The organism is Streptomyces sp. F001 (assembly GCF_004187715.1).
GTDB lineage: Bacteria > Actinomycetota > Actinomycetes > Streptomycetales > Streptomycetaceae > Streptomyces > Streptomyces flavusporus.
On record NZ_QZWF01000001.1, the window covers coordinates 274,318 to 298,219 of the forward strand.

At 72.3% G+C, this 23,902-nt stretch carries 11 protein-coding genes and 10 pseudogenes; 6 read left to right on the forward strand and 15 right to left on the reverse strand.

Features of this window, described 5'->3' with window-relative positions; all coding sequences use genetic code 11:
- Positions 1-122: 122 nt before the first annotated feature.
- Positions 123-887, forward strand: a pseudogene (locus tag StrepF001_RS01335) (DeoR/GlpR family DNA-binding transcription regulator); the annotation flags it as partial.
- Positions 888-1,062: 175 nt separating this feature from the next.
- Positions 1,063-2,837: pseudogene (locus tag StrepF001_RS01340) on the forward strand (glycoside hydrolase family 15 protein).
- A gap of 35 nt (positions 2,838-2,872) precedes the next feature.
- On the opposite strand, the pseudogene StrepF001_RS01345 reads toward StrepF001_RS01340, so the two are convergent.
- From StrepF001_RS01345 to StrepF001_RS01390, 10 genes and pseudogenes are all read right to left on the reverse strand, one after another.
- Positions 2,873-4,420: pseudogene (locus StrepF001_RS01345) on the reverse strand (ATP-binding cassette domain-containing protein).
- Between the two features lie 8 nt (positions 4,421-4,428).
- Positions 4,429-5,256: pseudogene (locus tag StrepF001_RS01350) on the reverse strand (ABC transporter permease subunit).
- Positions 5,253-6,202 (reverse strand): annotated as a pseudogene (locus StrepF001_RS01355) (ABC transporter permease). The pseudogenes StrepF001_RS01350 and StrepF001_RS01355 overlap by 4 nt, the downstream one beginning before the upstream one ends.
- Positions 6,199-7,766: pseudogene (locus StrepF001_RS01360) on the reverse strand (ABC transporter substrate-binding protein). Before StrepF001_RS01360 ends, StrepF001_RS01355 begins: the two co-directional pseudogenes overlap by 4 nt.
- A gap of 40 nt (positions 7,767-7,806) precedes the next feature.
- Positions 7,807-8,589, reverse strand: a pseudogene (locus StrepF001_RS01365) (class I SAM-dependent methyltransferase); the annotation flags it as partial.
- 8 nt (positions 8,590-8,597) lie between these two features.
- Positions 8,598-9,834: pseudogene (locus tag StrepF001_RS01370) on the reverse strand (MFS transporter).
- Positions 9,818-10,862, reverse strand: a pseudogene (locus StrepF001_RS01375) (enolase C-terminal domain-like protein). The pseudogenes StrepF001_RS01370 and StrepF001_RS01375 overlap by 17 nt, the downstream one beginning before the upstream one ends.
- Positions 10,859-11,941, reverse strand: a complete 1,083-nt coding sequence (locus StrepF001_RS01380; protein WP_129796420.1) for a pyridoxal-phosphate dependent enzyme — start codon at positions 11,939-11,941, stop codon at positions 10,859-10,861. Before StrepF001_RS01380 ends, StrepF001_RS01375 begins: the two are co-directional and overlap by 4 nt.
- On the reverse strand, positions 11,938-12,777 hold the full coding sequence (locus StrepF001_RS01385) for a DUF364 domain-containing protein (RefSeq protein WP_129796421.1): 840 nt from the start codon (positions 12,775-12,777) through the stop codon (positions 11,938-11,940). The genes StrepF001_RS01380 and StrepF001_RS01385 overlap by 4 nt, the downstream gene beginning before the upstream one ends.
- A complete protein-coding gene (locus StrepF001_RS01390) occupies positions 12,774-14,030 on the reverse strand; it encodes an ATP-grasp domain-containing protein (protein ID WP_206306755.1) in 1,257 nt (418 codons plus the stop codon). Before StrepF001_RS01390 ends, StrepF001_RS01385 begins: the two co-directional genes overlap by 4 nt.
- A 145-nt stretch (positions 14,031-14,175) precedes the next feature.
- Between StrepF001_RS01390 and StrepF001_RS01395 the strand changes: the two genes are divergently transcribed.
- The gene (locus StrepF001_RS01395; RefSeq protein ID WP_129796422.1) at positions 14,176-15,660 is read left to right on the forward strand and encodes an alpha/beta hydrolase; all 1,485 of its coding nucleotides are present in this window, start codon (positions 14,176-14,178) and stop codon (positions 15,658-15,660) included.
- A gap of 229 nt (positions 15,661-15,889) precedes the next feature.
- Positions 15,890-16,372: a GNAT family N-acetyltransferase gene (locus StrepF001_RS01400; protein ID WP_240797305.1), complete on the forward strand. Its 483-nt coding sequence runs from the start codon at positions 15,890-15,892 to the stop codon at positions 16,370-16,372.
- Between the two features lie 147 nt (positions 16,373-16,519).
- Here StrepF001_RS01400 and StrepF001_RS01405 read toward each other — a convergent pair whose 3' ends face one another.
- Entirely contained in the window at positions 16,520-17,161 is a 642-nt protein-coding gene (locus StrepF001_RS01405; RefSeq protein WP_129796424.1) for a Rid family hydrolase, read from the reverse strand.
- Positions 17,158-18,768, reverse strand: a complete 1,611-nt coding sequence (locus StrepF001_RS01410; protein WP_129796425.1) for a flavin monoamine oxidase family protein — start codon at positions 18,766-18,768, stop codon at positions 17,158-17,160. The genes StrepF001_RS01405 and StrepF001_RS01410 overlap by 4 nt, the downstream gene beginning before the upstream one ends.
- Before the next feature lie 243 nt (positions 18,769-19,011).
- Between StrepF001_RS01410 and StrepF001_RS01415 the strand changes: the two genes are divergently transcribed.
- Positions 19,012-19,458 (forward strand): archease, encoded by a 447-nt coding sequence (locus tag StrepF001_RS01415; RefSeq protein WP_129797470.1) that lies wholly within the window; start codon positions 19,012-19,014, stop codon positions 19,456-19,458.
- Positions 19,459-19,470: 12 nt separating this feature from the next.
- Here StrepF001_RS01415 and StrepF001_RS01420 read toward each other — a convergent pair whose 3' ends face one another.
- The 3 genes from StrepF001_RS01420 to StrepF001_RS01430 are packed head-to-tail and all read right to left on the reverse strand — an operon-like array spanning position 19,471 to position 22,134.
- A complete protein-coding gene (locus StrepF001_RS01420; protein WP_129796426.1) occupies positions 19,471-20,883 on the reverse strand; it encodes an RtcB family protein in 1,413 nt (470 codons plus the stop codon).
- 59 nt (positions 20,884-20,942) lie between these two features.
- Entirely contained in the window at positions 20,943-21,623 is a 681-nt protein-coding gene (locus StrepF001_RS01425) for a phosphoribosyltransferase family protein (protein ID WP_129796427.1), read from the reverse strand.
- Positions 21,624-21,663: 40 nt separating this feature from the next.
- Complete coding sequence (locus StrepF001_RS01430) at positions 21,664-22,134, reverse strand: Hsp20/alpha crystallin family protein (RefSeq protein WP_240797254.1); 471 nt, start codon at positions 22,132-22,134, stop codon at positions 21,664-21,666.
- 276 nt (positions 22,135-22,410) lie between these two features.
- Here StrepF001_RS01430 and StrepF001_RS01435 point away from each other — a divergent pair.
- Positions 22,411-23,891, forward strand: a pseudogene (locus tag StrepF001_RS01435) (serine/threonine-protein kinase).
- Positions 23,892-23,902: the final 11 nt, after the last annotated feature.

Consider the following 23,902-nt stretch of genomic DNA (forward strand, 5'->3'; position numbering starts at 1 on the left):
GACACCCCTCCCTGATGATTGTTCTTGCAAGTTACTCCCCACTTTCGAGCATCAGCAAGCATTTCGCGCACAGTCAGGTGCGCTAGGGTCGCCGCAGAACGAGGAACGGACGGAGGGTGCGGATGTCGCGCGACGCCCGCTGGAAGGCGCTGCTGGAGCTGCTCGTCGAGCGCGGCCGACTGGACGTCGAGGAGGCGGCTGCCGAGCTGGCGGTCTCGGCCGCGACGATCCGCCGTGACTTCGACCAGCTCGCCGAGCAGCAGATGCTGGTCCGCACCCGGGGCGGAGCGGTCGTGCACGGCGTGTCGTACGAGCTTCCCCTGCGCTACAAGACCGCCCGGCACGCCTCCGAGAAGCAGCGCATCGCCAAGGCCGTGGCCGATCTCGTCGCCCCCGGCGAGGCGGTGGGGCTGACCGGCGGCACGACCACCACCGAAGTGGCCCGGGCCCTGGCCGTGCGCAGCGACCTCGCCGCCGGCTCGCCCGCGCTCACCGTGGTCACCAACGCGCTCAACATCGCCAACGAGCTGGCCGTCCGCCCCCAGTTCAAGATCGTGGTGACGGGCGGGGTGGCGCGGGCGCAGTCGTACGAGCTCATCGGTCCGCTCGCCGACGGCGTGCTCAGCCAGATCACCCTCGACGTGGCGGTGCTCGGTGTCGTCGCCCTGGACGTGGTGCACGGCGCGGCGGCGCACGACGAGGCGGAGGCGTCGATCAACCGGCTGCTGTGCGAGCGTGCCGAGCGTGTGGTCGTCGCCGCGGACTCCAGCAAGCTGGGCCGCCGGGCGTTCGCCCGGATCTGCGCCGCGGAGACGGTGGACACCCTGGTCACGGACACGGCGGTGGACGAGCACACAGTGCGGCGGTTCGAGGAGGCGGGGTCGCGGTCCTCGCGGTGTGATCGACCGGACTCCCGATTCGCGCCGTCTGCGTACCGGACCCTCGATTCACGACGCCCCTGTGTTCGATCGCGCCTAAGCTGGAACCGCGCCGGCCGCACCGGGCGAGGGAGGCTGTGATGGCCGAGACACCGAGGGACGAGGGGTTCGGCGCTCACGGTATCTGCCGATCGCCGAACACGGGCTGATCGGCGATCTGCGGAGCGTGGCCCTGGTGGGCACCGACGGCACGATCGACTGGTACTGCTGGGGCCTTCGACGCGCCGAGCGTGTTCGCCTCGATCCTGGACGCGGAGCGGGGCGGCACCTTCGAGCTGGCGGCGAGCGTGCCCGGGCGGACCAAGCAGTTCTACTTCCCCGACACCAACGTCCTGATCACCCGGTTCTTCACCGAGGACGGCGTCGGCGAGGTGCAGGACTTCATGCCGATCAGCGGCGAGTCGACCGAGGCCGAGCGGCACCGGCTGATCCGGCGTGTGATGTGCGTGCGCGGTTCCCTGCCGTTCAAGGCGCGGGTGGCGCCCGGTTCGACTACGGGGCCCGGCCGCACACCCTGCGGATGGTCGGCGACGTGGCCGTCTTCGACTCCGAGGACCTGTCCCTGGCGCTGACCGCCACCGTGCCGCTCGAGGCCGACGGTCCCGACGCGTGGGCGGACTTCAAGCTCGCCGAGGGCGAGTCGGCGGTGTTCGCGCTGGACCGGGTCGGGGGCGATGTGACGCCCCGCCGGTGCCCGCACATGGAGGCGGAGGAGCAGTTCGGCGAGACGGTGGCCTACTGGCGCCGCTGGCTGTCCGCCTCGAAGTACGGGGCCGCTGGCGGGAGATGGTGCACCGCTCCGCGCTCACGCTGAAGCTGCTCACGTACGCGCCCACCGGCGCGATCGTGGCGGCGGCGACGACGAGCCTGCCCGAACAGCTCGGCGGCGAACGCAACTGGGACTACCGGTACGTCTGGGTGCGCGACGCCGCCTTCTGCGTGTACGCGCTGCTGCGGCTGGGCTTCACCAGCGAGGCCGAGGCGTTCATGAAGTTCGTGACCCGGCACATCAGTCCGGGCGCCGGCTGCCACGCCGGCCCGCTGCAGATCATGTACGGCATCGACGGGCGCACCGACCTGCCCGAGCGCGAGCTCGACCATCTGGAAGGTACGGGGCTCCGCGCCGGTGCGGGTCGGCAATGCGCCGCCGAGCAGCTCAGCTCGACATCTACGGCGCGCTCATCGACTCGATACCTGTACGACAAGTGGGCGCAACCCATCTCCAGGACCAGTGGGACGACGTCTGCGCGCTGGTCGACTGGGTGTGCTGCCACTGGACCAGCCGGACGAGGGCATCTGGGAGACCCGCGGCGGCCGCAAGAACTTCCTGTACTCGCGGCTGATGTGCTGGGTGGCGATCGAACGGGCGATCCGGATGGCCAACCGGCGCGGGCTGCCCGCCGATCTTCCCGGTGGCGGCAGTGCCGCGACACGATCTACCGCCAGATCATGCGCCGCGGCTGGTCCGAGCAGCGCCAGGCCTTCGTCCAGCACGAGGACGGCGAGGTACTCGACGCGGCCGTGCTGATGATGCCGCTGTCGAAGTTCATCGCGCCCACGGATCCCAAGTGGCTGGCCACCCTGGACGCCCTCACCAACGAGCTGGTGTCCGACTCCCTGGTCTACCGCTACGACCCGCAGGCCAGCCCCGACGGTATGCGCGGCGACGAGGGGACGTTCTCCATCTGCTCGTTCTGGTACGTGGAGGCGATGGTCCGCGCCGGACGGGTGGACGAGGCGCGGCTGGCGTTCGAGAAGATGCTCACCTACGCCAACCATCTGGGCCTGTACGCCGAGGAGATCAGCCACACGGGCGAGCAACAGGGCAACTTCCCGCAGGCGTTCACTCATCTCGCCCTGATCAGCGCGGCCTTCAACCTGGACAAGGCCCTCGGCTGACCGGCCGGCCGGGCCCCGCGGCCGGCGCCGCGCTGTCACGTCCCGGCCGCCAGGCGTGCCGTCGTCTCCATGAGGGAGACGGTGAAGGGTGTCGGGGCTCGGTGAGCACCCGCGGGGCCGGGCCCTGTTCGACCAGTTCGCCCGCATCCAGGACGGCGATGCGGTGGGCAAGTCGAGCGGTGTCCAGGTCGTGGGTGATGAGGACCAGGGAGAGGTCGTCGCGGTCGCGGAGCAGGCCCGCGAGGACGTCGAGGAGGCCGCGGCGGGTGACCGTGTCGAGGCCGGAGGTGATCTCGTCGCAGAGCAGCACCCGGGGCTGGGCGAGCAGGGCGCGGGCCAGGGCTGCGCGCTGGAGTTCGCCGCCGGAGAGCCGGGCGGGGCGGCGGCTCGCCAGTTCCTCCGGCAGGCCGAGGCGGGTGAGCGTGGCCAGGGCCTCCGCCTCGGCCGTCTCCGCGTCGGCACCGCGCAGGCGTACGGCGGTCCGGGCGACCTGGTCGAGGACGGGCCGGTAGTCGTCGAAGGCGGCGCGGGCGTCCTGGAAGACGTACTGCACGGCCGCCAACTGGTCACGGTCGCGCTGCCGCAGACTGTGCGGGAGCGGGCGGCCGTCGAGCAGAATCTCTCCGCTGTGGTCGCGGTGGAGTCCGGCCAGACAGCGGGCGAGGGTGGTCTTGCCGCTGCCGGAGCGGCCGACGACGGCCAGGCATTCACCGGCCTGCACGGTGAGCTCGGTACGCGCACCGCCACCGTCGTACCGCGGTCGCCGTCTCGGTGACGTGCCGTCATGTCCCGTACGTGCAGGACCGCTTGTGCCGCAATCGGGGGCGGCTCGTGCTGCGGGCCCGGTGCCCGTGCGTCGAGCAGCCGGCGGGTCCACTCGTGCCGGGGCGCGAGCCACAGCCGCTCGGGCGGGCCCGACTCCACCACCTGCCCCGCCCGCATCACCAGGACGTCGTCGGCGAGTGCGCGGACGACGTCGAGGTCGTGGCTGAGCAGAACCACCGCGATGCCCTTCGCCGCGACCGCGGACAGCTGGTCGACGATACGGGACTTGGTCAGTGCGTCCTGGCCCGTGGTGGTTCGTCCGCGACAATGACCCGGGCGCCGAGCAGGAGCGCCTGGGCGAGGACGACACGCTGCTGCTGACCGCCGGACAGCTGATGGGGGAAACGGCGCAACAGGGCTTCGGCGTCGGGGAGTTGGGCGTCGGCCAGGGCCCGGAGCAGGAGTTCGCGGGTGGCTGCCCTGCGCTCGCGGCGCGGCAGGTGACGCACCTGGGTGCGGGCGATGTCGTTCAGGAGGGCGCAGACCCGGCGGGCGGGGTTGAGGACGGCCGCCGGGTGCTGTGGCACGTACCCCACCAGGCCGCCCTCCGGCACCCGCACGTCCCCGGTGACCCGGGCGCCGGACGGGTACTCGCCGAGCAACGCCAGGCCCGTGGTGGTCTTTCCGCTGCCGGACGCGCCGACCAGCGCGGTCACCCTGCCGGGCAGGACCCGCAGGTTCACTCCGTCGACGATCGCCCGGCCGTCGATCTCGACCCGCAGGTTCGCGATCTGCGCGACGGGATCCACTCGGTTCAGCTCCTGGGTCACGGCCGTCGTTCCTTGTCTGTGCTGCGGTGGCTCGACGCGGCTGTTCCGCGCTGGTCCAGTGCGGCGTCGAAGAGCAGGTTGCTGCCGTCGTCAGGGCGATGATCAGCAGGGCGGGCACCACCACGGCCCAGGGCTGCACGGCCAGGCCGATGCGGTTGCGGTCCACCATGACCGCCCAGTCGGCGGCGTCCGGTGCGACGCCGACGCCCAGGAAGGCGGCCGTCGCCACCAGGTAGAGCACGCCGGTGAGCCGGACACCCGCGTCCGCGGCGAGCGTGCGCAGCGTGGCACGGCCGACGTAACCGACCGCCATCCGCCACCAGGTCTCGCCCTGCATGCGCAGCGCCTCGACGGCAGGCCGTGCGGCGGCCTCCGCGGCGGCGGCCGCACGATCCTGGCCGCGTCCGGGATGTTGACCGCCGCGACCAGCAGCGCCAGCCCGACCGCACCCGGCTCGAACACCGACGCCACCAGCAGGATCAACAGCAGCGACGGCACGGCGAGCAGCACGTCCAGGGCCGCATCAGGAGCTCCTCCAGCCACCTCCGGTGTGTGAGCGCGCTGAGCAGACCGAGGGGCAGCGCCACGGCATACGCCAGCGCGGTCGCCGCGAGCGCGGTCACCACCACGGGCCGGCCTCCGTGCAGCACCTGTTGCCACACGTCCCTGCCCACGAAATCGGTGCCCAGCCAGTGGCCGTCCCCGAGCGTGAACGACGTGGCGCGCGGCCCCGGATCGCCGGCGAACAGCGGCCCCAGCAGGGCGAGGACGAGAGGTACGCCGATGACGGCGACGCCGAGCGCGAATCTCCCCGTGAACCTCACGCGGCCACCCCCGCCCGTGGCGCGAACCGGTGGGCGACGAGGTCGGCGCCCAGGTTGAGGACGACGGTCAGGACGCCGAACACCACGGCGAGGCCCTGCACCACGGGCACGTCGCGTTCGGCGACGGCGTTGAGCAGGACGGTGCCGAGTCCGGGGATCACGTAGAGGGCCTCCACGACGATGACGCCGCACAGCAGCCAGTCGATGGTGCGGGCGAGTTGCTGCGCGGCCGGAGCGAGGGCGCCCGGCAGGCGTGCGCGTAGCGGACGCGGATGCCGGCGACGCCGTAGCGGCGGGCGTGCACCGTGTACGGCGCGGCCAGCGCGTCGACCATCCCGGCCCGCACCAGCCGGGCCAGTGAACAGACCGGCCGGGACAGCAGCACGAGCACCGGCAGGACGAGTACGCGGGGTGGGCGAGCAGGTCGGTGCCGTAGCCTACGGCGGTCGGTGGCAGCCAGCCCAGCTGGAGCGCGAGCACGGTCACCAGCAGCACCCCGAGGGCGAATTCGGGATCGCGTACACGGCGAGCGTCACCGAGCTGACGAGCCGGTCGATCAGCCGGCCCGCGTGCCGCGCGGCCAGCACGCCGAGGCCGAAGCCGATCGGCACGAGCAGCACGACGGTGAGCGCGGCCAGCAGCAGGGTCGGGCCGAGGCCGTCACTGATGTACCGGCCGACCGGCCGCCGGAGGCGAGCGAGGTGCCGAAGTCGCCGTGCAGCAGGCCCGCCGCCCAGTCGGCCAGCCGCTCGTGCGCCGGCCGGTCCAGGTCCATGGCCTCCCGGATCGCCTCGATCCGCGCCGGGTCCGGCTGGTCGCCGGCGAGGGCGACCGCGGCGTCGCCCGGCAGCGCCTCGGTGAGCGCGAAGACCAGCAGCACCACGGCCACGGTCTGCAGGGCGCCGAGGAGCAGCCGCCGGGCGACGAAGGAGCGCAGTCCGCTCACGCCAGCCACACCTTGTCGAACCGCGCCCAGTCGAGCGTGTTGGCGGGGCGTTGCGTTCCACCCCCTTGACGGTGCGGGCGGTACCGAGGATCCAGTCGGCGAAGCCCACACCAGGAAGCGCCCTCGGCATGCAGGCGGCGCTGCATGCGCTCGTACACGGCGGCCCGTTCGGTCTTGTCCCGGGTGGACTGGGCCTGCTGGTAGAGCGCGTCGAAGTCCTTGTGCTGCCACTTGGTGGCGTTGGTGGTGGAGTCGGTGAGCAGCCGCTGGGAGATGTGCGCCTCGATGGGCATGGCGCCGGAGCGGTAGCAGGCGAGGGTGCCGGAGTCGAGGATGTCGCTCCAGTACGAGTCCTTGCTGCCCATCCTGACCTCGACGGTGACGCGCCGCCTTCTTCGCCTGGTCGCGGAAGATGCCGGCGGCCTCGGTGAACCCGGCGGCGACGGCCGAGGTGTCGAGGGTGACCTTGAGGTTCTCGGCGCCCGCCTGCTTCAGCAGGGCGCGGGCCCTGTCGAGGTCCTGCTCGCGCTGCGGCAGACCGTCGGCGTAGTACTCGTAGCCCTTGCCGAACAGGTCGTTGCCGACCTCGCCCGCCCCGGACAGGGCGCCGTCGACGAGTTCCTTTCGGTCGGCGATGAGGAAGAACGCCTGCCGCACCCGCTGGTCGTCGAAGGGCGCCCGGTCGGTCTTCATCGTGAAGGCCTGCATGGCGCTGTTGCGCAGGCGCACGATCTCGATCTGACCCTGGTTCTCGTGCGCGCGGGCGGTGGTGGGGTTGAGCTCGTGGGCGTACTCGACCTGGCCACCGAGGAGGGCGTTGACGCGCGCGGACTCCTCGTTGGCGACGAGGAACTCGAGCTCGTCGAGGTAGGGGGCGCCCTCCCAGTGGTCGTCGTAGCGGCGGACGACGGCGGAGCGGCCGGGGTGAAGGACACGAACCGGAAGGGCCGGAGCCGATGGGCTTTCTGTCGAAGTCGGTGGCGTTCTCGGGCACGATGTACGCGCCGAACGCGGCCAGGATGTTGGGGAATTCGGCGGTCGGCCGCTTGAGCACGAACTCGATGCTCCGCTCGCCGGTGGCGCGGCTGGCGTCGAGGTCGATGGGCTCCAGGGACGCCTTGGCGCGGAACGCCTGCTTGGGGTCGGCGATCCGGCGGTAGCTGTAGAGCACGTCCTGGGCGGTGACCGGTTTGCCGTCGTGGAAGGTGGCCTTGCGCAGGGTGACCTGCCAGCGGTCCAGCGTCTTGTTCGACTCCCACTTGGTGGCGAGGCGGGGTTCGGCGGACAGGTCGGCGCCGTAGTCGGCGAGCTTGTCGAACAGCGCCTTGGCGCGGGCCACGTCGACGAAGAGGTTCGCGAGATGCGGATCGAGGGTCTCGCTGGCGCCGCCTCCGGCGAAGGCGGCGCGCAGCCGTCCGCCGCGCCTGGGCTTGCCGTCGCCCTCGCTGGCGCCGGGGCTGTCGGAGGAGCCGCAGCCGGTGAGGGCGAGCGCGCCGAGGGATGCGGCGCCGGTGGCGGCGAGGAAGCCGCGGCGGCGCAGGCCTGGGAAGCGTTCGTCGTGCATGAGGAATTCCTTGGGAGAGACGGGACAGGTCAGTGGGGGTGTTCAGACGCGCGACGACGTGCAGCCGGTCCGCGTCGGTGCTCGCGCCGGGCAACTCGCCCTCGCGCCAGGGGGGTTCGGTACGCGGTCCCGGGCCGTCGTACAGGCCGAGGACCTCGAAGCCGTGGGCGGTCAGGAAGTGGCGCAGCTCCTGCGGGAACAGCAGCCGCCACGCCGAGCGCTGTTCGACGGGCGCGGAGCCGTCGTCGGCCGTCCAGATGCGCGTACGGCGCAGGAGTTGGGCGGTGCGGTCGACCGTGAGCGTGGTGCTGGAGCGGTACTCCGTGCCCCGCCAGGTGAACTGTTGACCCTGGGCCGGTCGAGCAGGTCCGTACGGCCCAGGAAATAGGCGCCGTTGCGCATCTCCGCGACCAGCAGGCCGCCCGGTCCGAGGGCCCGTCGGCAGGAGGCGAGGAAGCCGTCGAGCTGGTCGTTGGTGTGGCAGTACAGCAGCGCGCTGTCCAGGCACACCACCGCATCGAACGTGCCCAGGTCGAAGCCGTGCAGGTCGGCGCGGACGTATGCGGGCCCGGGGTGATGGACACGGGCGTACCGAGCATCGCCTCGGAGAGGTCGGCCCCGGTGACGGTGCGCCCGGTGCTGTGCAGGAACGCCGCATCGCGGCCCGTGCCGCAGCCCATGTCCAGCACGCGCGGGCCGGCGCCGTGCCGGCGCAGGCAGTCCTCGGTCCAGCGGCCGGCCAGGCGGTCCGGGTCGGGAAACGGGCCTCGTACAGCTCGGGGTTGTCGGTGAGGAGGTTGCGCGCAGTTGTCGTAGGGGACATGTCTCTCCTCAGGCCGCGGCGGGTACGGCGGGCTTCGGCGGGGCCGGCAGTGCGTTCAGCCGGTGCAGCCAGGCGACGCCGAGCGCGGAGGCGAGCCCGAACAGGGCGCAGCACACCCAGGGCAGCCATTCGGCGCCGTGCTCCCCGGTGTCCATGGCCCAGCCGACGACGTGTTGCCGAGGGCGGCGGCGATGCCGGAGACGACGTAGAAGATGCCGTAGTAGGTGCCGGTGAGCTCGGGGCGGCCGAAGCCGGGATCAGTTCCATGACGAACGGCGAAGCGATCATGACGCCGACGTAGAGCAGCAGGGTGCCGAGCAGGACCGGTAGCGCGTCGAGGAGCCCGTCGGAGCTGCTGCCGGCGACGAGTGCCGGCGGAGGAACGCCAGCCCCATCAGCAGGAGTCCGGCACTGATCCAACGGGCTCTGCTGCCCCGCTCCTTGAGGGCACGGGTGAGCCGCAGTTGCAGGGTGAGGTTGACGAGTGTGCCGACGAGGAAGACGAGGCCGGCCGCGCCGTCCCAGCCGGTGGCCTGCCGGGCGCCGGACGGCAGCAGCAGGTAGAGCTGGTTCTCCAGGGTGAACATGCCGACCATGGCGAGCGCGAACGCCAGGAACGCCGGTTGCCGACCACCTCGCGCCAGTCGGCGACGATCCCGCTCCTGCTCGGTTCGACCTCCCGCGCGGGCAGCACCAGCGCCTGGGCGACGGTGAGCGCGGCGAAGACAGCGGCGGCGGTGAGCGCGGACGTGCGGAAGTCGACGAGGAGGAGCAGGCTGCCGAGGAGCGGGCCGATCAGCGCGCCGGTCGTGGCGAACACGTTGAACAGCGCGAACGCCTCGGCCTTGCGCTCCCCCGCCTCCTGCGCGAGGTAGGCCCGCACGGCCGGGTTGAACAGGGCGCCGGCCAGCCCGCTGAGCACGGACGCCGCGAGCAGTACGGCCAGTCCGTCGCCGAGGCGAACAGCCCGAACCCGACGGTGCGCAGGGCGCAGCCGGCGATGATCACGCCGCGTGCGCCGAGCCGGTCGGAGGCGGAGCCGCCGATGATGAACAGGCCCTGCTGGCTGAGGTTGCGGACACCGAGGACGATGCCGACGACGGCCGCGGACATGCCGAGGTTCTCGGTGAGGTGGGTGGCGAGATAGGGGATGAGGAGGTAGAAGCCGGTGTTGACGCCGAGCTGGTTGACCAGCAGGAGGCGGACGGCGAGCGGGAACTGCCGCATCTCATGCCACGTTTTCATGCGCCACCTCCTCGATGCCGAGCCCCGGCAGGTCACCGGCCCGTACGAACCCGTCCGCGCCGCCGATTCCGGTCCACGGGTCGTGGGCGAGCAGCAGATGCCCGTCGAGGTCGGCCCAGCGGGCGCGGTCGGCGAGGTGGACGGCGGGGGCGAGGCCGAGGGTGCTGGCGGTCAGGCAGCCGAGCATCAGCGCGGTGCCGCTGCCCTCGATGGCCTCGGCGATGCGCAGGGCGGCGTGGACGCCGCCGCACTTGGCGAGCTTGACGTTGACGCCGTGCACACGTCCGGCCAGTCGGCGGGCGTCCGCGAGGTCCACGGCGTCCTCGTCGGCGATGACGGGCAGCGGGGAGCGCTCGGCGAGGCGCCCAGCGCCTCGGGTCGCCGGGGGCGACGGGCTGTTCGACGGCCTCGACACCGAGGTCGGCGAACCGTGGCAACAGGGCTGCGGCCTGCGCGGCCGTCCAGGCGCCGTTGGGGTCGAGGAGCACCGGGCGGCGGGGGCGGCGTCGTGGATCACGCGGACGCGCTCGACGTCGTCCTCGGGGTCGGGGGTGCCGGCCTTGACCTTGATGACCTGGAAGCCGCTCGCGGCCAGACGCCGGGCCTCGGCGGCGGCGTGCAGGGGTGCGGTGATGCCGATGGTGCGGGCGGTGGCGGCCACGGGGGCGGCCGGGGCGCCGAGGAGCGGTGGACGGGGCTGCCGCGCGTTTGCCGACTAGGTCGAGGAGCGCGGCGTCGACGGCGGCGGTGACGGCGGGCGGTATGTCGCTCCCGGCCAACTCACCTGCCCGCAGGGCGTCGAGGGCGCTCTCTGGGTCGGCGAAGCGGTGCAGGTCGACGGCCGCGAGGAGCCGTCCCAGGGTGTCGGCATCCAGGCCGTAGTAGACGCTGGTGACGGCTTCCCCATGGCCGCAGAGCTCATCGTGTTTGACGGTGAGCCACACGGCGTCGCGTGCGGACATGGTGGAGCGGGAGATGCGCAGCGGCTCGGCGAGTTCGAGGCGTACGGTGCGCTGGGTGGCCTTCACTGGATTTCTTTCGGGGAGTCGAGCGGGTCGGTGACACGGGTGCAGCGGACCCAGCCGGTGGCCTCGGCAGCGCGCGGGTGCGGTATCTCCACGGGGCGCCGGGCCGCGCCGACCGGGTCGATGCCGTGCGCGGTGGTGAAGTCGTCGTCGTAGACCGTGCCGAGGTAGCGGTGCGGGCCGTCGGGAAAGATGGTGGCGACGACCGCCCCCGGGTGCACACGGGCCGCCCAGGCGGAGACGAGCGCGACCGCGCCGGTGCTCCAGCCGCCGGTGACGAAGCTGCCTCGGGCCAGCCGGCGGCAGCTGTCCACGGCCTCGGCCGGGCCGACCCAGTGCACCTCGTCGAAGGCGTCGTAGGCGACATTGCGGGGGTGGATGCTGCTGCCCAGGCCGCGCATCAGCCGGGGCCTCGCGGGCTGGCCGAAGATCGTGGAGCCGGTGGCGTCGACGCCGATGAGCCGCAGAGCGGGCCAGTGCCGGCGCAGCGGGCCGATGATCCCGGCGCTGTGGCCGCCGGTGCCGACGCTGCACACCAGGACGTCCAGGTGGTCGAGCTGGGCGGCGAGTTCGGCCGCCAGGGAGGCATAGCCGGCGGTGTTGTCCGGGTTGTTGTACTGGTCGGGCCAGTACGCGTCGGGCAGAACGGCGAGCAGTTCACGCAGCCGGTTCAGGCGGGCGGCCTGCCAGCCGCCCTGCGGGGCCGGGCGGTCGACGATCTCCAGCCGGACCCCGTGGGCGCGCAGCAACTGCCGCATGGACGGCTCGAGTTCGCTGTCACCGACCAGTACGACGGGGTGGCCGAGCGCCTGGCCCGCGAAGGCCAGCCCGAGGCCGAGCGTGCCGGAGGTGGACTCCACCACCGGCGCGCCGGGCCGCAGTTCGCCGCGCTCGCGGGCGCCCAGCAGCATCGACACGGCGGCCCGTGCCTTCATTCCGCCCGCCGCGAGCCCTTCGAGCTTGGCCCAGAAACCGGGCTGCGGTCCGGGCAGATCGGCGGTGATGCGCACCAGAGGCGTACGGCCGAGCAGGGCGAGCAGTTCCCTGCGCGCAGCGGGCCGTACGGCCGTGGTCACGGTCATCGCTCGCTCTCCGGACAGTGGCCGCCGTAGCGGTGGATGACGCCGGGTCCGCCGTCGAGCCAGAAGAAGGGGTACGGCTCCGCGCACACCGCGCTCACTCCCTGGCCGAGGAAACGGGGCAGGACGGCGCTGCCGGTCTGGGCGAACACCACCAGTTGCTTGCCGTGCCGCAGCGCGTGCCGGCGCAGCGGCTCGAAGGTGCCGTTGCCGAGCGTCATACCGGAGACGAGCAGGGCGTCGCAGCGGTCCGCGGCGTCGAGCGCGTCGGTGACGACCGGCTCGTCCCACTCGGTGACACCGCCCTTGAGGTCGCACGGCACGTAGCCGATGCCGCGCGAACGCAGCGCTTCCAGCAGGGAGTTGACGACACCGACGACGAGCACGGTCGAGCCGGGCGGCACATCGAGCAGCTCGACGACGGCCTGGGCGCGGGCCCGCGACTTCTCCAGCGACGATCCGGCGGGCAGCGGGAACGGGCGCGCCCCGTGGTCCGGAGTGTGCGGGGTGACGTGCATCAGGTACGCATCGAGAGCGGCCACGCGGACCGGTATCAGCGGATGGTCGAGGAGCCGGGCGACATCGGCGCCCACGCAGTCGTCGAGCGCACCGTCGGGCAGGGCGCCGGGTTCGACCGCGCAGGAGCCGACGGCCTCGGCCAGGCGCAGGCTGAGGACCTCGTTGCGGTAGCCGGTGCCGCGCCCGGCGTGCCGTACGGCCTGTCGTGTGGTGAAGGCGACGGAGATCCGCTGGGAGGCGGGGTCCGGGCCGAACTCGCCGGTGCGGACGCGGTCCACGAGATCGAGAAGCGCCGGATACGTCGCCGTGTCGGCGGTCATCGGATCACCAGCCCCGCCCGCAGCCCGGCCAGCAGCGCCTCGACGCGGTCGCGGGCGCCGGGCCCGTCGGCGTCGCCCGCCATGACGTGCCCGAGATACTCGTTGTTGCTGCCGGCCGCCTTGACGGCCTTGCCGGACTCGGCGAGCTGCACCTCCAGCACGCCGGGTGCACCTCGCAGTTCGCTGCCGTCGAGCGCTTCGAGAGTGCCTGCGGTGTGCGGTACGAGGAAGCCGATGGCGGCGCTGCTCAGCCCGGTGTCGGTGCGCCGCAGGTCGGGGGCGGTGCCGAGGGCTACGTCCACGAAGGCGGCGGCGAGGTCGATGCCGGTGACGTGGCGGACGAGTTCGGTGATGCGGTTGCCGGCCGGCCGGGGGTTGACCTCGACCACGCGCGGCCCGGCGGACGTCAGCTTGATCTCGGTGTGCGCGACCACGCCGTCGGTCAGGCCGAGCGCCTTCAGGGCGCTCAGCGCGGTCTGCTCGGCGGCCTCGGTGTCGGCGGGCGTCAGGGCCGCCGGGAACATGTGGCCGGTCTCGATGAAGGCGGGCGCTCCGCCGATGCTCTTGTCGGTCACGCCGACGACGTGCACCGCTCCGCCGTGGGAGACGGTCTCGACGCTCACCTCGGCCCCGTCCAGCAGCTCTTCGAGCAGCACGACGGGGGCCCGCCGCTGACCGCGCGCATTGACCGGGAAGTCCGCCAACGCCTGGAGTGCAGCGGCGAGTTCGGCCTCGTCGTCCACACGCCGTACGAACATGCCCGCACACAGGTCGACGGGCTTGACGACCAGCGGGTAGCCGATCTCCCGTGCGGCGCTCGCGAGGTCGGCCCACTCCTCGTGGACGGCGAAGCGTGGCTGGGGCAGTCCGGCGTCGGCGAGGATGCGGCGGGTGGCGTCCTTGCGACAGGCGTTCTCGACCGCCTCGGGGCCGGGTCCGGGCAGGCCGAGGAGTCCGGCGATCCGCGCGGCCGTCGGCAGGTAGTAGTCGCAGGACGTCAGCACCCCGTCGAAGCCCAGCACCGCGTGCAGCCGCTCGGCCTTGGGCAGCAGGGCCCCGAGGTCGTTGGTGTCGGCGGTGATGATGTTCCGGGCGCCCAGCAGCGGATGCGCCGTTCCCTCCGGCGCGGACCGCAGATAGTGGTGCAGGTCACGAGTGAGGAAGGTGAACTCGTGCCCGCCCTCCCGTATCGCACGCGGCAGCAGCCTGCTCATCGAGCCGACCCAGCTCTCGACCACCAACAGATGACCCACAACTCTCCTTTGCGTGGCGCGACGTTCGGACGTCAGGGCAACCCGACGGACCCCTGTTTCGACGGGGCGCCGGTTTTGCGCTGCACACGTTATCGATAATGATTCCCATTGTCATCTGATCATCGAGAGTTTTCCGGAGAGACTCGTGACCCCTCCCCCACGCCGCACCGCCCTGCTGTGCGCCCTCGCGGCCGGCGCCGCGACGCTCCTCCCCACGACACCGGCACCGGCCGCCACCCCCACCCTCCGCTTCGGCGCCTGCCCCGACTCCGTACCGGCCCCGCCCGCCCCGGACCGCGTCGAGTGCGGCAGCGTGACGGTGCCGCTCGACTGGAACCGTCCCCGAGGGCCACGCATGGAGATAGCCGTCTCCCGGGTTCCCGCCTCCGGCACGCCGTCCGAACGGCGCGGCATCCTGCTGGTGAACCCGGGCGGCCCCGGCGGTTCCGGACTGCCGTACGCGGTGACCAAGCGGGCCAGACTGCCGGAGAGCGTCCGGCGTTCGTACGACGTCATCGGCTTCGATCCACGCGGAGTCGGCGCGAGCGCCCCCGTCGACTGCGGCCCGATGGGCGGTCTCTTCGACAGTCCGGGCGCGGATCCCGTGCCGGTCGGACCGCAGACGGAACGCACCTACCTCTCCTCGCTCCGCGAGCTGGCCGACGACTGCGCGACGGGCGCGAACGGCACACTGCCGTACATGTCGACAGAGCAGACCGCGCACGACATGGATGCGATCCGCTCCGCGCTGGGCGAGCCGTCGACGGGCTTCCTCGGCGTCTCGTACGGCAGTTACCTCGGCGCGGCGTACGCAGCCCGGTTCCCGCACCGCGTGGGCCGCATGGTGCTCGACAGCGTGGTCGGACCGTGGGACTGGTACGACTTCGATGTCGTCCAGAGCCGCGCGCTGCTGCGTCAGCGCGACACCTTCTTCGCATGGACGGCCGCCCACGCGGACCGCTTCGGCCTCGGTGGCCGTGCGGGCGCGGTGCGGGAGGCGTATCTGCGGGTCCGGCAAGGACTCGCGGACAACCCGGTGGAGGGCGTCGGTGCGGCGGAGTTCGACCGCGCCGTGTACCGCGCACTGGGGCGTACCGAACGCTGGGCGGGCCTCGCCGACGCCCTGCGCGCTCACCTGCGGGAAGGCACCGTTGCGGGCCTGCGCCCCGCCTCCCCCTTCGACAGTCCCGCATCACGCAACTACGAGGCGGCGAACCGCGTCGTCAAGTGCGCCGACGGCCCCGGCCCCGACCCCGCCCGGATCCTGGCGGACATCCGCCGCACCCGCCGTATCGACGCCCAGCCATTGCTGAGCGGGATGGAGGCGTCCACGTGCGCCCACTGGCACCACCGGCCCGCCCACCGCACACCGCTCGGCAGCCCCGACGCGCCCCCGGCCCTGCTGGTGGCCTCGGCGCACGACCCCGTCACACCGATCGAGGGGGCCCGCGAGCTCCGGCGACTCCTGCCCGGTTCGCGTTTGGTCACGCTGGAGAACGACTACTCGCACGGTGTGTTCGCCAGCAGGGGCAACGCCTGCGTGGACGACACGGTGGCCGCGTACCTCATCGACGGCACCGCGCCGGCGGCCGATGTGCGCTGCGCGGGGCCGGGCCTGCCCACGGCCTGACGACACACCACGGGCAGGCCTATATGAAAACGATTTTCACCTGACTGGTAGGGTGAACCGTCCGAGCCGGAGCGTCCGCGCCGTCGCCGCGCGGACGCTCCGCCCTTCTCTCATGCACGAAGGCCACAGAAGCCGGAGAACAGGAGCTTTCCCCGTGAGCGAGACCGAGCACCGCGAGTACACGGTGCGCCCCGCGACCCCGGCCGACGTGGACAGTGCACGGCGCGTCATGCTCGACACCTTCTACCGGGAGTTCGGATACGGTTACGTGCCCCAGTGGCACGGCGACGTGATGGACATCGAGGGCACGTACCTGGACGACCCTCGCCATCTGCTCCTCGTCGCGGTCCGCGACGGCGAGGTGGTCGCCACAACCGGTGTGCGCTCCGCGGGCCCCGCCCACCCGCCGCATCCGCGCCATCTGGCCGAGCGCTACCCGTCGGGTACGACCGCCCAACTGGTCCGCGTCTACGTCCACCCGGACCACCGACGGCGCGGACTCGCCCGCACCCTGGTCGACACCGCCTGCGACTTCATCGCCGCCACTCCCGGCTACGAGCGCATCTATCTGCACACCAACGTCGACGTCGAGGGCGCGGAGGCCTTCTGGCGCGGGCTGGCCAAGGAGATCTTCGACGCCCGCACCACCGGCGAGCACGGCCCGGGAGTGGCCACGGTCCACTTCGAGATCCCGGTTCCGGTGGGCAGGTGATCAGTGGGCGTCGTGGCTCTCCCATGAGGATCCGCGGGTCTTCCGCGACCGCGGGGTCGGCACCGAGCAGGGGCTGCGCCGTGACCGTACGGGGCGGTGCCCGCCTTGCGGACCCCGCCCCGATACGTCTCGGCCGATCTTCAGCCCTCAGCGCTTCCGGTACGCCGCGGTGACCTCGACCTCCACCAGCCAGCCCTTGACGGCCAGCGAGGCGACCTCCATCGTGGCGCGCGCCGGGCGGGCCTTGTTGGCGAGCAGCGGCGGCTTCGGGGCGGACGTGCCCATGGGCACCGGCACGACCTGATGCGTGGTCAGGTCGATGTTGGCGAAATACTGCCGGTACGCACGGTTCCATCCCGCGTAGTCGGCGGTCTCCGCGCCGGGCGGCTTCATCAGGTAGCACTTCATCGTGATGACGTCGGCCGGGCTGAGTCCCGCGGCCTCCAGGTTGGTCTTGATGTTGCGCAGCACGACGAGCGCCTGCGCCTCGGTGATCGTGACGCCGGTCGCGCCCTCGGTGAGGGACGGGTCGGTGTAGTACTCCGGAGTCCCTGGCGGCGCTGCCGGGTTGAGGGCGGACGGCCCGAGCCCGCTGCTCTGGTACGCGGCCACTTCGCCGCCCGTCGCCACGCCGTTCGCGATGGCCGGGTTGGACTGGCCGTCGGGCAGCATGACGCGCACCTCCTTCGGGCCGGGCCACCAGCCCCGGGCGTCGGCGAGCGCGGTGCCGCCCGTGAGGAGCGAGGCGGTCAGGGCCGTACCGATGACAGCCTTCGTACGCCGGTTCATGCGGCCATCACCCTCTCGTGGATGTCGGTCACGACCTTGCGGGCCGAACTGAACGCGCCGTGCTGCCAGGCGATGACGTGGCTGAGCCAGTCGCCGGCGAAGTACACGTGTCCGGCGGGCTGGTTGAGGAGCTTGTACTCGGGGCCGTACTGCGAGGGCCAGCCGACCCAGCCGCCCTCGATGTGCGGGGTGCGGTGCCAGGCCACGCTGAAGGAGTTGGCGAGTTCCGTGCGGTACTTCTCGCCGTGGATCTTCACACCGCGGCTCACCGCCCGCGCGAGCCGCTCCTCGTGCGGCAGGGCGCTGTACGCGAGGGCGTTGGCGCCGAAGTTGTAGTAGCCGATGAGGGTGCCGCGGCGGCCGAAGTAGCCGTAGGACGGGTACCAGATGGTGGCCAGGTCCGTGTCGGTGGGCGTGATCCCGCCGTAGATGTGCTCGTCGGTCTCCCACCAGCGGCTGCGGTACTCCAGGCCGATCTTGCCGACGGGTGTCGAGACGGGGTACTTCAGCGCGGCGGTGACGTCCGTGCCGAGGTTGTGCTTGATGCGGGCCATGACCATGGGCGGTACGGCGGCCACGACGAAGTCGGCGTGCCGGGTGCGGGTGCGGCCCTGGGCGTCCTTGTAGGTGACGTCGGCGCCGTCGGCCAGGTTCTTGACCTCCAGCACTTCGGCGCCGTACGTGATCCGGTCCCGCCCGATCGCCTCGGCCAGGGCGTACGGGATGGCGTCCATGCCGCCGACCGGCTGGAACATGAGCATGGCCTGGTCGTAGCCGAGTTCGAAGGAGAAGCGCTGCCCGACGCCGCTCGCGATGACGTCCGACAGCGAGGGCACCGGCCCCAGCACCGTGCCCTCCTCGAACGCTGCGCCCGGTTCGACGGAGTAGCCGCGCCGGTCGGTGCCGGTGTAGGCGTAGCCGTCCGCCTTGCCCTTGATGGCGCCGAAGTTCTGCAGGAAGGCGATCAGCCGCTCCTTGTCGGCGGCGGTGAGCTGTGCGTCCAGGGCGCCCTGGTCGGTGGCCTTGGCGAGCAGTTCGGAGACGTAGCCGTAGACGTCGGCCTTCGCGGTGCGCCAGCGGATCGGCTGTCCGGCGAGGGCGGGGCTGTTCTCGTGGTAGATGTACGCGTTGGCGTTCTGGTTGGTGAACACCTCGACGGGGACGCCGAGTTCACGGCAGTACTCGAGCGTGACGTGCGACTGGGGCAGCCGGGCGGGCCCGGCGTTCATGTACTGGCCCTTGGAGAACGACGCGGTCTGTTTCCGGCCGTCCAGGTCGGTCAGGGTCGTGCCGCCGCGCACGGTCCAGTTGCGGCCGCCGGGCCTGTCCTTCGCCTCCAGGATCCGGCAGTCGTAGCCGGCCTTGCCGAGTTCGTAGGCGGTGGCCAGGCCGGCGATGCCGCCGCCGAGCACCAGGACCTTCCTGGCACTGCGCCCGCTGAGCGCGAAGTCGCTCTTGCGCGGTGCCCGGTACTCCGCGGCCCGTACGTCCGGCACCGGTGCGAGGCCCAGCGCGCCCATCGCCGAATAGAGCACTCCCGCGCCGCCCGCGATCCCGACGGAACGCAGGAAGTCGCGCCGAGATGCCGTGGATCTCTCCGCAGCCATCCACTCCTCCTCACCCGCGCCCGTGATGCGGGCGCGGCGTCCGATCAACCCGGTCACGTGGGGGGTGAGTTGTTGCCGATGAGACCGGAGGTGCGAGATGAGCCTCGGTCAGGAGTGTTACGTCGCCATACCGATGACGTATCCGTGACATGAGCATGCGAGCGACAGGTGCATGCGCCCGGTCATGCCATGGGGACCGGCGTGGTGGTGCGTGCGATCCGGCCGAGCGGGCACTCGGTGGGCATGACCGAGGGCACAGCGGCGGCGCACGGGCAGGGACGGAGCGGACACCGGTCGGTGCCGCACACGGCGGACGTGCGCATCGAGGCGTGGGGAGCGAGCCGGGAGCGCTGCCTGGTGGAGGCCGTCCTGGGGATGGTGGAGGGCTTCGCCGACGTCTCCGGTGCGCGGCCCAGCGGCGAGGCCCGGCTGCGGCTCGCCGAAGGGAATGACGAGGACCTTCTGACCGCGCTGCTGGACGAGGTCGTTTTCCGGCTGGAGGTGTACGGCGAGGTTCCCGTCGGCCTGGAGGTCGAGGCGTCGGACGGCGGCCTCGATGTCCGGATGGCGGTGGCCCACCTCGGGGCGGTGGAGGTCACCGGTGCAGCGCCGAAGGGCGTGTCGTGGGAGGACCTGCACATCGGGCCCGGTCCGGACGGCTGGTCCTGCGCGGTCACCGTCGATGTGTGACGCGCCGGGCGGTCACCCCTTGACCACACCCAACGGAACCAGCCGGGCCACCGTGCGGGACAGTCCCGCGGCCTCGGTCGCCGCCACCACCGCGCTCACGTCCTTGTAGGCCTCGGGAGTCTCTTCGGCCAGACCCCGCCATGACTTCGGGCGTACGGCGATACCGGCCCGTTCCAGTCGGGCGCGCAGTTCCCGGCCCGTGACCGTGCGGGCGGCCCGGTGGCGGCTCAGGGTGCGGCCCGCGCCGTGGCAGGCGGAGTGGAACGCGTCGCCGACCGGCACACCCACGAGGACGTAGGAGGCCGTGCCCATGGTGCCGGGGATCAGCACCGGCTGACCGAAGTCCCGCAGGTCCTCGGGCAGTTCGGGGTGGCCGGGCGGGAAGGCGCGGGTGGCGCCCTTGCGGTGCACGCACAGCAGGCGCGGTGTCCCGTCCACCGTGTGTGTTTCGATCTTGGCGAGGTTGTGGGACACGTCGTACACCAGGGACAGCGGCACCCCTGCGACGCGGCGGAAGACCCCGCGTGCCGCATCGGACAGCAACTGGCGGTTCGCCCGGCCGTAGTTGGCGGCCGCGGCCATCGCGCCCAGATACGCCTGTCCCTCGGGGGAGTCGACCGGTGTGCAGGCCAGTTGGCGGTCGGGGACGGTGATGCCGTACCGGTTCATGGCGCGGTCCATCCTCCGGACGTGGTCGGTACAGATCTGGTGCCCGAGGCCGCGCGAACCGCAGTGGATCATCACGCACACCTGGCCGCGGGCGAGCCCGAAGGCGGTGGCGACCGGTTCGTCGTACACCTCGGCGACCTCCTGGATCTCCAGGAAGTGGTTGGCGGAGCCAAGGCTGCCGACCTGCACCAGGCCCCGCTCCCTGGCCCGCTCGCTCACCTGCGTCACGTCGGCGTCCGCGACCGCCCCGCCATCCTCGCAGCGGGTCAGGTCGCGCTCCTGGCCGTGGCCCTGCTCGACGGCGTACCGGGAACCGCCCTGCAGGATCCGCTCCAGCTCCTGCTGCCCGCTCAGCTGCCACACCCCTCCCGGGCCCGCACCCCGCGGAATCCGCCGGCCCAGGCCATCCATGATCGCGGGCAGCATCCCCCGCAGCCCCTGCCGGTCGCAGTCGGCCGCCAGCAGCCGTACCCCGCAGGAGATGTCGAAGCCGACCCCGCCGGGCGAGACCACGCCGCCCGTGTCCACGGCGGTCGCCGCGACCCCACCGATGGGGAAGCCGTACCCCCAGTGGATGTCCGGCATGGCGTACGAGGCACCGACGATGCCCGGCAGCGTCGCTACGTTGGCCACCTGCTCCAGCGACTGCTCGGCATCGCTCAGCAGGTCACGGGAGGCGAACACCACGCCGGGCACCCGCATCCCCGCGTGCGGGTCGATGCGGAAGCGGTAGGGGCGCTCCTCGACCAGTTCCATCGCTCGGTCTCCCTGACGCGAGAGTCAAACCCGTGAGTAACAGCTCGCGTGCACTCGTTTCACCCCGCACTGCCCGTGGCCGGCGGCGCGGGCACAGCCCGTGGGCCGTACAGCGCCTGGAGCACGTCGTCGTCGGTCAGCTGGTCGAAGTTCTCGTACCAGAGGCCCACGGCCATGAACGACTCGGGCCGGTGCAGGCAGACCACGTCGTCGGCCTCACCCCGCAGCAGCTCGACCGCCTCGGGGGAGCCCACCGGCACCGCCAGCACCACCCGCCCGGGCGCCTCGCGGCGTACCCGGCGCAGCGCGGCGCGGGCGGTCGCCCCGGTGGCCAGTCCGTCGTCGACGACGATCACGGTGCGGCCCTGCAGATCCGGGGCGGGACGGCCGCGCCGGTAGCGCTGTTCGCGCCGCTGCACCTCCTTGCGCTCCCGTTCCACGATCCCGGCGACGTCGGTTTCGCTCAGGCCCAGGCCGTCGAGGGTGCGTTCGTCGAACAGCGGAGGGTCGTCCCCGGCGATCGCCCCGACACCCAGCTCCTCCTGGAACGGCGCCCCGATCTTGCGGACGACCAGCACGTCCAGCGGCGCCTGAAGTACCTGCGCGACCTCGCGGGCGACCACGGCACCGCCGCGGGGCAGGGCGAGGACGACGGGGCGCGGGAGAGCCCCCTCCTCCCGCAGGATGCGCAGCCGCTCGGCCAGGTCCCGTCCGGCCTGTCTGCGATCACGGAACTGCATGCGCTGCCCTGCCTTTCTTCTCGGTCCTCAGCCTCTTCCTTCAGCCCTTGCCCCCGATGGAGATGCGGCGGCGCTTGGCTTCACCGGACTTGGGGAGGCGAATGCGCAGGACGCCGTCGTTCAGCTCGGCCTCGATCCTGTCGGCGTCGACGTCGGTCGGCAGGCTGGTGCGGTAGAAGAACCGGCCGCTACGGCGGGAGAGGACGCGGCCCTGGTCCTCGTCCTTCATTGCGCCGGAGATCCGCAGCTCATGATCGCCGACGTCGACGGAGATGTTCTCCCGCGGAATGCCGGGCAGCTCGGCCCGCACCTCGTAGGCGTCCTCGGTCTCGTCCTCCTCGACCAACGGCACCCAGAGGCCGCCGCCCCACGCGGGGGCCGTCCGCTGTTCGAAGAGGCGGCCCATGTCGCGCCACAGGTTCTCGAACTCGGACAGCGGATCCCAGTCGAGCAGACCCCGTCGGCGCCATGCTTCCGGAGAGCCGCCGGTACGGTGCACTGGAAAATCCACGACGCACCTCCGTTCTCCACCTGACCTGGTACGGGTATCCGCCGCCCGAGCGTCCACACGTCCCTGCCCGGCCGGTGTCGGACCGGCAGCGGGAGACCGTCCTCGCCGGTGGCACGATTCCGGCCCTCGCCCGGCGCAGCCGGTCGGCATGACCGGCCGCCCCAGGGATACGCCGGGGCGCATGACCGACAGCGACCCTCGCCGTCAAGGCGCCCCTGCCGTCACCGGGGGATCTGCTCCTGCCCTAACCTGAGGCACGTGAATGCACCGGGGGACATGATCGACGGACGTTTCGAGTTGCTCCAGCGGCTCGGCAGCGGAGGAATGGGCACGGTGTGGCGGGCCCGGGACACCGTGCTGCAGCGCGAAGTCGCCCTCAAGGCCGTGCGCCCGGATGCGGAGGCCTCGCCTGCCGTACGTGAGCGGGTCATGCGCGAGGCGAGGGCACTGGCGCGGCTCAGCAACCCCCATGTGGTGACGGTCCATCAGATCATCGAGGCGGACCCCCACCCGTGGATCGTGATGGAGCTGGTCCCCGGCAGCTCGCTCCAACAGCGGGTGGACGACGGCCCGTTGAGCCCGGTGGAGGCGGCGCGCCTCGGCCGCCAGGTGCTGGCCGGTCTGCGCGCCGCGCATGCGACGGGCATCCAGCACCGGGACGTCAAGCCCGCGAACATCCTGCTCCGCCCCGACGGCACCGCCGTCCTCACCGACTTCGGCATCGCCGCCCTCCAGGGCGCGACCGCGCTGACGGCCACGGGCGAACTCGTCGGCTCACCCGAGTACATGGCCCCCGAACGGCTCCGCGGGCGCGACGACGACCCGGCGTCCGACCTGTGGTCCCTCGGGCTGCTCCTGTACGTGTGCGTGGAGGGGGTGAGTCCGCTGCGCCGCGCGACGACGCTCGCCACCCTGGCCGCGGTTCTCGAGGACCCCGTTCCCCCGCCCGTGCGCTCCGGGCCGCTCGCCCCCGTCCTGCAGTCCCTCCTCGTGCGTGACCCGGCGGCACGCCCCGGCGCCGAGCAGCTGGACGCGCTGTTGGCGCAGGTCGAGTCCGGCACCGCACCGCCGTGGGCCAGCCGACTCTGACGACTCTGACAGCGGCACCGTGCCGCCGCCGGCCCCGGCCGCGACGCCCACACGAGCACCCCCACCCGGGCCCCGCCCGCCGCCGTACACCCGTCCTCGTCGCCGTGGCCGCCGTCCTGGCCGTCGGCGCGGCCACCGCGCTCGCGCTCACCCTGCACGCCCCCGGGGACGAGAAGAAGGACGAGACGACCGCCGGTGCCGTCGGCGCAGCGGGCGGCTCCGCGACGAGCACGTCGTCCGCACCGACCGCCCGCACGACGCCCCCGAGCCCGACGCCGAAGCGGACTCCGACGCCCACACCGACCGGTCCCGAGGCCTCCCCCACCCCGGTCGGCGACGGCCGCTGGATCGCCCAGCTGTACTCCGAACCGCTGTCCGCAGGCACCGCGGCCCGCGACCGGCGCCTCGCCCGGATCCGCGAGTCCGTGCCCGAGGCCGGCTTCGTGCGCAGTGACGACTACGCCTCCCTCCGCCCGGGCTACTGGGTGTTCTACGCCCCGGGCCCGTTCGCCGACGGCCGCGCGGCACTCGCCTTCTGCGCCGAGCGCGGGCGAACGACGGTGAACGGCTGCATCGGCCGCTATCTGAGCACCAGTCCGACCGATTTCGTTCTCCAGTGCCGCCCACCGGCAGCGAACCCCACGGGCCGCTGCACCCGCGACAGATAGGCGCCGGACGG

What these genes read in the sequence shown, in the direction of transcription:
- StrepF001_RS01380 (WP_129796420.1), bottom strand. Translation starts at nt 11,941, where the DNA reads ATGACCGTGACCACGGCCGTACGGCCCGCTGCGCGCAGGGAACTGCTC.
- StrepF001_RS01425 (WP_129796427.1), bottom strand. Translation starts at nt 21,623, where the DNA reads ATGCAGTTCCGTGATCGCAGACAGGCCGGACGGGACCTGGCCGAGCGG.
- StrepF001_RS01410 (WP_129796425.1), bottom strand. Translation starts at nt 18,768, where the DNA reads ATGGCTGCGGAGAGATCCACGGCATCTCGGCGCGACTTCCTGCGTTCC.
- StrepF001_RS01415 (WP_129797470.1), top strand. Translation starts at nt 19,012, where the DNA reads ATGACCGAGGGCACAGCGGCGGCGCACGGGCAGGGACGGAGCGGACAC.
- StrepF001_RS01400 (WP_240797305.1), top strand. Translation starts at nt 15,890, where the DNA reads ATGCTCGACACCTTCTACCGGGAGTTCGGATACGGTTACGTGCCCCAG.
- StrepF001_RS01420 (WP_129796426.1), bottom strand. Translation starts at nt 20,883, where the DNA reads ATGGAACTGGTCGAGGAGCGCCCCTACCGCTTCCGCATCGACCCGCAC.
- StrepF001_RS01405 (WP_129796424.1), bottom strand. Translation starts at nt 17,161, where the DNA reads ATGAACCGGCGTACGAAGGCTGTCATCGGTACGGCCCTGACCGCCTCG.
- StrepF001_RS01385 (WP_129796421.1), bottom strand. Translation starts at nt 12,777, where the DNA reads ATGACCGCCGACACGGCGACGTATCCGGCGCTTCTCGATCTCGTGGAC.